Origin of the sequence: Phocaeicola coprophilus DSM 18228 = JCM 13818, from assembly GCF_000157915.1 — a bacterium.
Lineage (GTDB): Bacteria > Bacteroidota > Bacteroidia > Bacteroidales > Bacteroidaceae > Phocaeicola > Phocaeicola coprophilus.
The window spans coordinates 498,002-502,938 of the sequence record NZ_EQ973632.1 but is presented as its reverse complement, the minus strand read 5'-3'; the positions used below and the strand labels follow the sequence as shown (position 1 = coordinate 502,938).

2 protein-coding genes are annotated in these 4,937 nt (G+C 40.6%); both read right to left on the bottom strand.

What is annotated here, in order from left to right; translation table 11 throughout:
• Positions 1–64: 64 nt before the first annotated feature.
• Complete coding sequence (locus BACCOPRO_RS03745) at positions 65–1,981, bottom strand: choice-of-anchor J domain-containing protein (RefSeq protein ID WP_008141057.1); 1,917 nt, start codon at positions 1,979–1,981, stop codon at positions 65–67.
• 20 nt (positions 1,982–2,001) lie between these two features.
• The gene (locus BACCOPRO_RS03740) at positions 2,002–4,581 is read right to left on the bottom strand and encodes a TonB-dependent receptor (RefSeq protein ID WP_008141056.1); all 2,580 of its coding nucleotides are present in this window, start codon (positions 4,579–4,581) and stop codon (positions 2,002–2,004) included.
• Between the last annotated feature and the right edge of the window lie 356 nt (positions 4,582–4,937).

Here is a 4,937-nt window from a genome sequence, read left to right as displayed (position 1 = left end):
AATGCGGGACAACTCCATTATGGAGATTGTCCCGCACTCTATTTATATTCTGTCCGGACAGATATTACTTATTGGTTACCGTCGGATCACCATCCTGCTCAAACTGGCCTTTTCCTAAACTCTTGAAACGATAAGTATACAGGTAATAAGCACCATCATCGTAAACAGTCAAAGTCAATGCATAGTACAAATCTGCACCATTCATCTGAGTTTCGGCATTCGGATAATTCAATTCCATAAACTGACGAGCGCCCTCAGCCAGCATTTCCTGCAAATATGCTTTTGCCTCATCATCACTCATAGCTTTCAGAATTCCATCAGGATCATTTGATAAGCGCTTGTACATCGTGATGTTGAAGTTCATATAATTTGCACTGGCACCAAACCAATACTCAGAATCCTTGTACTTCGCATCTACATATCCCGGATGATTTTCAGCTACCCAGTCAACCAGCTTCTGCAACTGTTCCTTAGTTGGAGTTACATTAATGATCGGGCTGAACATCCATTTACCACCAGAAATGATATAAGTTTCTTTTTCTTTAGTAACAATATTGGTTATCGGAGCCCAGCTGCCATTGAATGTGTAAACTCTTGACTCCAATGTAGTAACCTTTTCTGATGAATTATAGAACTTATACAATACAGCCATTTCATCACCATTCTGTGCATAAGGCAGATAAGCGCTCAAGAACTGAGGAACATAATTATCCGGATCAATAGATGAACTAAAGTTATTGTTTGTACCCGGAGCTCCCATAGCATCATAATCCTCATTGGTCAGCAACACAACATCATCGTCTGAGGATGCTTTCCAGGATGAACCGTTGAAAGCAAACAACGCAATACGGTCTTCTGTTTCAGGTCGATTCGTCCACTTCAGATTGCTTACCGTCACATTATCAATCTGAACGGTTGTCGTAGCAGCTTTCGGTCCATTTCCCGTGTAACGGAAAGCCACATATACAGACTGGCCATTATAAGAAGCCAATGACATGCTTCCTACATTAACAAGAGCATCACCATAACCACTGGAAGGCTTGTCTATTTTATCAAAGTCTGCAAATTGATCTGTCACTTCAGTCCAGGTGGCAGCGGCCACGTCGTTTCCATCAAAATCTGTAGAAACCAACACATCCAGACAATCAGCATTATAATAACCATATTTCAGATCAAATGTCAAATTCAAGTCGGCACTGCTCACTGCAATGGCAGGAGTAACCAGCCACGAAACAACTTCACCGTCACTATATCCATTAGCTGAGAACTGAGCATACAAATTTCCACTATTCAATTTAGCCTGCCAGGTGCGTTTACCAACTGTACATTGCTGAACCCATCCCTTCAGATTAATATCTTCGTCTTTAGTCTGAGACTCAAAATTTTCGCTGAAAACAGGATTCACACTTCCTGTCCATGACGGTTCTTCTGAAGCATATTTATAATCTACAGAAACATAAGCTCCTTCAACAGCATTGGGGAATTTGTTCTTAAGCAAAGCAGGGATTTCATTTACGCCGTGACTGGGTGACAGGAAACGCACCGGAGCATCTGCTCCCCAGATCTTGATGTAATCTTCATCCGACAAAGATGTCCAATCCAGATTCGCATACTTAGTTTCCAGTTCAGAAGCATCCCCCTGGAACTGATAAGTAACACCTATGGTGGAACCATTTCCCCAAGAAGGATACAATGAAGTCAATACAGCAGGAATATATTTATCGCCTGAAGCAAAACTATTCAAGGCCAGTTCAGACTTTACTTTATTAGCCAATGCAGTATCAGCCTTAGTTTTCGCATCTTTCAGTGCTGCCTTGGAGATCGTTTCATAATCAGCACTGGTCAACACATACTCTTCCTTCTCATTGACCACGGTAACACCTTCCGAGTCAATTTCCTGATAAATGTCTTCCAACGGGTCGCAAGCCACAATAGCAACACCCAATAGAGACAAAGCAACTAATTTATATCTGAGTTTCATAAGTCTTTTTCGTTTAGCGATTAAAACATAATTTTAAATCCGGTAGACCAGGTCGTTCCAAATCCATAGTAAACCAAAGCTGAACGCCAGTCATGATTTGCTCCATCCTTGGCATCTGCAATATAACGAGTATTTGTCAAGTTATACACATTGCTATAGACTACAGCTTTCAGGCCTTTACACAGATCAAAGCGGTAACTCATACCTAAGTCGATTGTGTAAAAATCAGGCAACTTCCATGCATCCACTCCGGCATCGCTTTTATCTGTACGGTTTGAGGGATCAAAGTCAGCATAGTTTTTACCAGCATAGTTGTAATCTACACTCAGTTTCAAACCTTTGAACATTTCCCAAGAAGCAGACAAAGCACCAGTCATCTGTGCAGAGTTTCCTACGTGAACATCCTTTACATAAGCATTGTATGTACCGATCGGAGTACCCATATCATCATACAAGGTGAAGTTTACATCGTCAGCCCACTTCCAGTCACCATAAGAGAACATTCCTTTTAATTCCAGATTCTCAACAGGCTTATAAGTTGCTTCCAGTTCCACACCCATGTGTACAGCGTCAAGACCAGTAATATTAGCATATTCATCACCAATCTGACGGCGAGTTGTCTTGTCATTCCAACGAGTATAATAACCATTCAACGCAAGATTGAAATTATGTGTGCTGAATCCATAACCCAACTCAAAAGTCATAATCTTTTCGTAAGGAGCATTATCATTAGCTACGATGTTATTGTTCGGGAATACAGCATTGAAGAACGGAGCACGGGTAAAGTATCCGGCATTTACGAACACATTATGATTCTTGGTAAACTTATAGTTGAAACCACCCTTCACACTCCAAGGCAGGAAATGATAGAAGTCAGAGATCTTCTTTCCATCAATCGGAGCACCACCACGGTCGTGATAACGATATGCTTCTTCAGTCAGTGATGCAGACAAGAATGCAGACCATTTTTCCTTGGTATATTCAGCCTGAGCAAACAAACCTGCCCAAACAATTTCACCAACACTATAGTACTGAACATAATCACCTTCTTTCAGAATCGCATCTGAAGTCTGGAAATCCAGGGCTTTGCTTCCAGGAGCATAATAAGCACCACCCAGCAAGTCATCAATTTTTTCCGCATGATATCCACGATAATAGCGTCCGTCAAAACCGCCTGTCAAGGTAAAGTTCTCTGTAAAGCGATTCTTATAAGAACTCAAAAGTCCATACCATTTGTGGTCATTGATTGCATTAGTAAAAATAACTTCAGAACCGTTTTCAGAAGCAGCATTTGCTTCCATAGCTGAATGGAAATCAATCAATCCGTCAGTCGTCATCATGGCACCATCCTTTGGACGACCAGTATTATAGTCTATTGTCAGCCACTCAGTATGATTACCACGAACACGGCGTCCACCACCGGTAGCGATTGAAGCATAAAGAGAAGTACTCAAAGATGACTGTTCATTGATGGTCCAGTAATGGTTCAATGAGATCTGAGGTTTGTGATAGAAATTATAACCATAACCACTTCCAGTCAAAACACCATTAATATAGCCATAACCATTATTAAAGCGACCACCATCAGGACTGTTTTTATAATCCTCAATATAGTGCATGGTACCACGCTGATTATGCCACTGCGGAGCACCGAATGCTGTCAGCGAAAGTTTATGATGTTCATTGATTACCTTAGAAATATTTCCAAAATAAGTCCAGCCTTCGTAGTTCGTACCTTTTACATAGCCATCACCTGTATTCAAGGCCCCCATCAAAGTAACTGCCCATCCGTTGTCCATCAGACCAGTAGAAAGAGAAACTGAATATTTACGATAACCATCGTTACCGATACCGAAATATGCAGATCCGCCACGTTTGGCTTCTGTACTCTTAGTAACCATGTTCATGGTACCACCGACAGAGGAAAGACCCAAAGCAGAAGCACCCAGACCACGCTGTACCTGAATAAACTGGCTTACATCAGACAAACCAGACCAGTTTGACCAATAAACCTTACCATTTTCCATACCATTAATAGGTACACCATTAATCAGAATACCCAAATTAGAAGAGTCGAAACCACGCATGTTAATACGTGAATCTCCATAACCTCCACTTTCACGGGTAACATATACAGAAGGAGTGGATTTCAACAACTCCGGAAACTCCAGGTTACCTACTTTCTCCTCAATCTGTGCCAACTTGACATTTGAAATAGGAATCGGAGTCTGACGGTCGCTCTTAATAATTGAAGCAATCACACTTACCTCCTCCAGTCCAACAGCATCCGGAGTTAAAGCAATTTCTCCCAGGTCAGCTTTTGAACCAGAGACATTCACTTCACGACGCAATTCGGAATATCCGACATAACTAAAGACAAGTACGGCCTTTTTGGCACGTATTTCTACAGTAAAATTACCGTCTATGTCGGTAATAGACCCTAAGGAAGTACCGCTGACAGCAACCGTCGCACCAATCAACGGTTCCTTTGTTTCAGCATCCACCACCTTACCCTTCAAGGTAGCCTGAGCTACAGCCGTCGCAACGCTACAAACAGTAAGCATCGCAAACAAAAGTAAATGCTTCAGATGATTTTTCATACGTTTTTTGTTCTAATTGTAGTTTAGTTTAATCTTCTTAGTCACAAATATAAGTATTTATAATCTAATTTTCACTATTTTTAGCCGAAGAAATGTAACACACCTTCATTTTTTAACACATTTGTCTTGTTTTACACTACAAATCTATTACATTTGCCCGCAAATACAATCTATTAAGGTGATAACAAATTACAACCATTTTACTTTATATATCCTTTTAAACAGCTTATATTCCACCTTAAATCTAACTATTTTTGCACCTTGAAAGAATTTTACTTACAATCTAACAGATAGATATAGCCATAATCCCCAATAGGCAAAATCTTCTCTACATAAACAAAACTACAATTATGCAC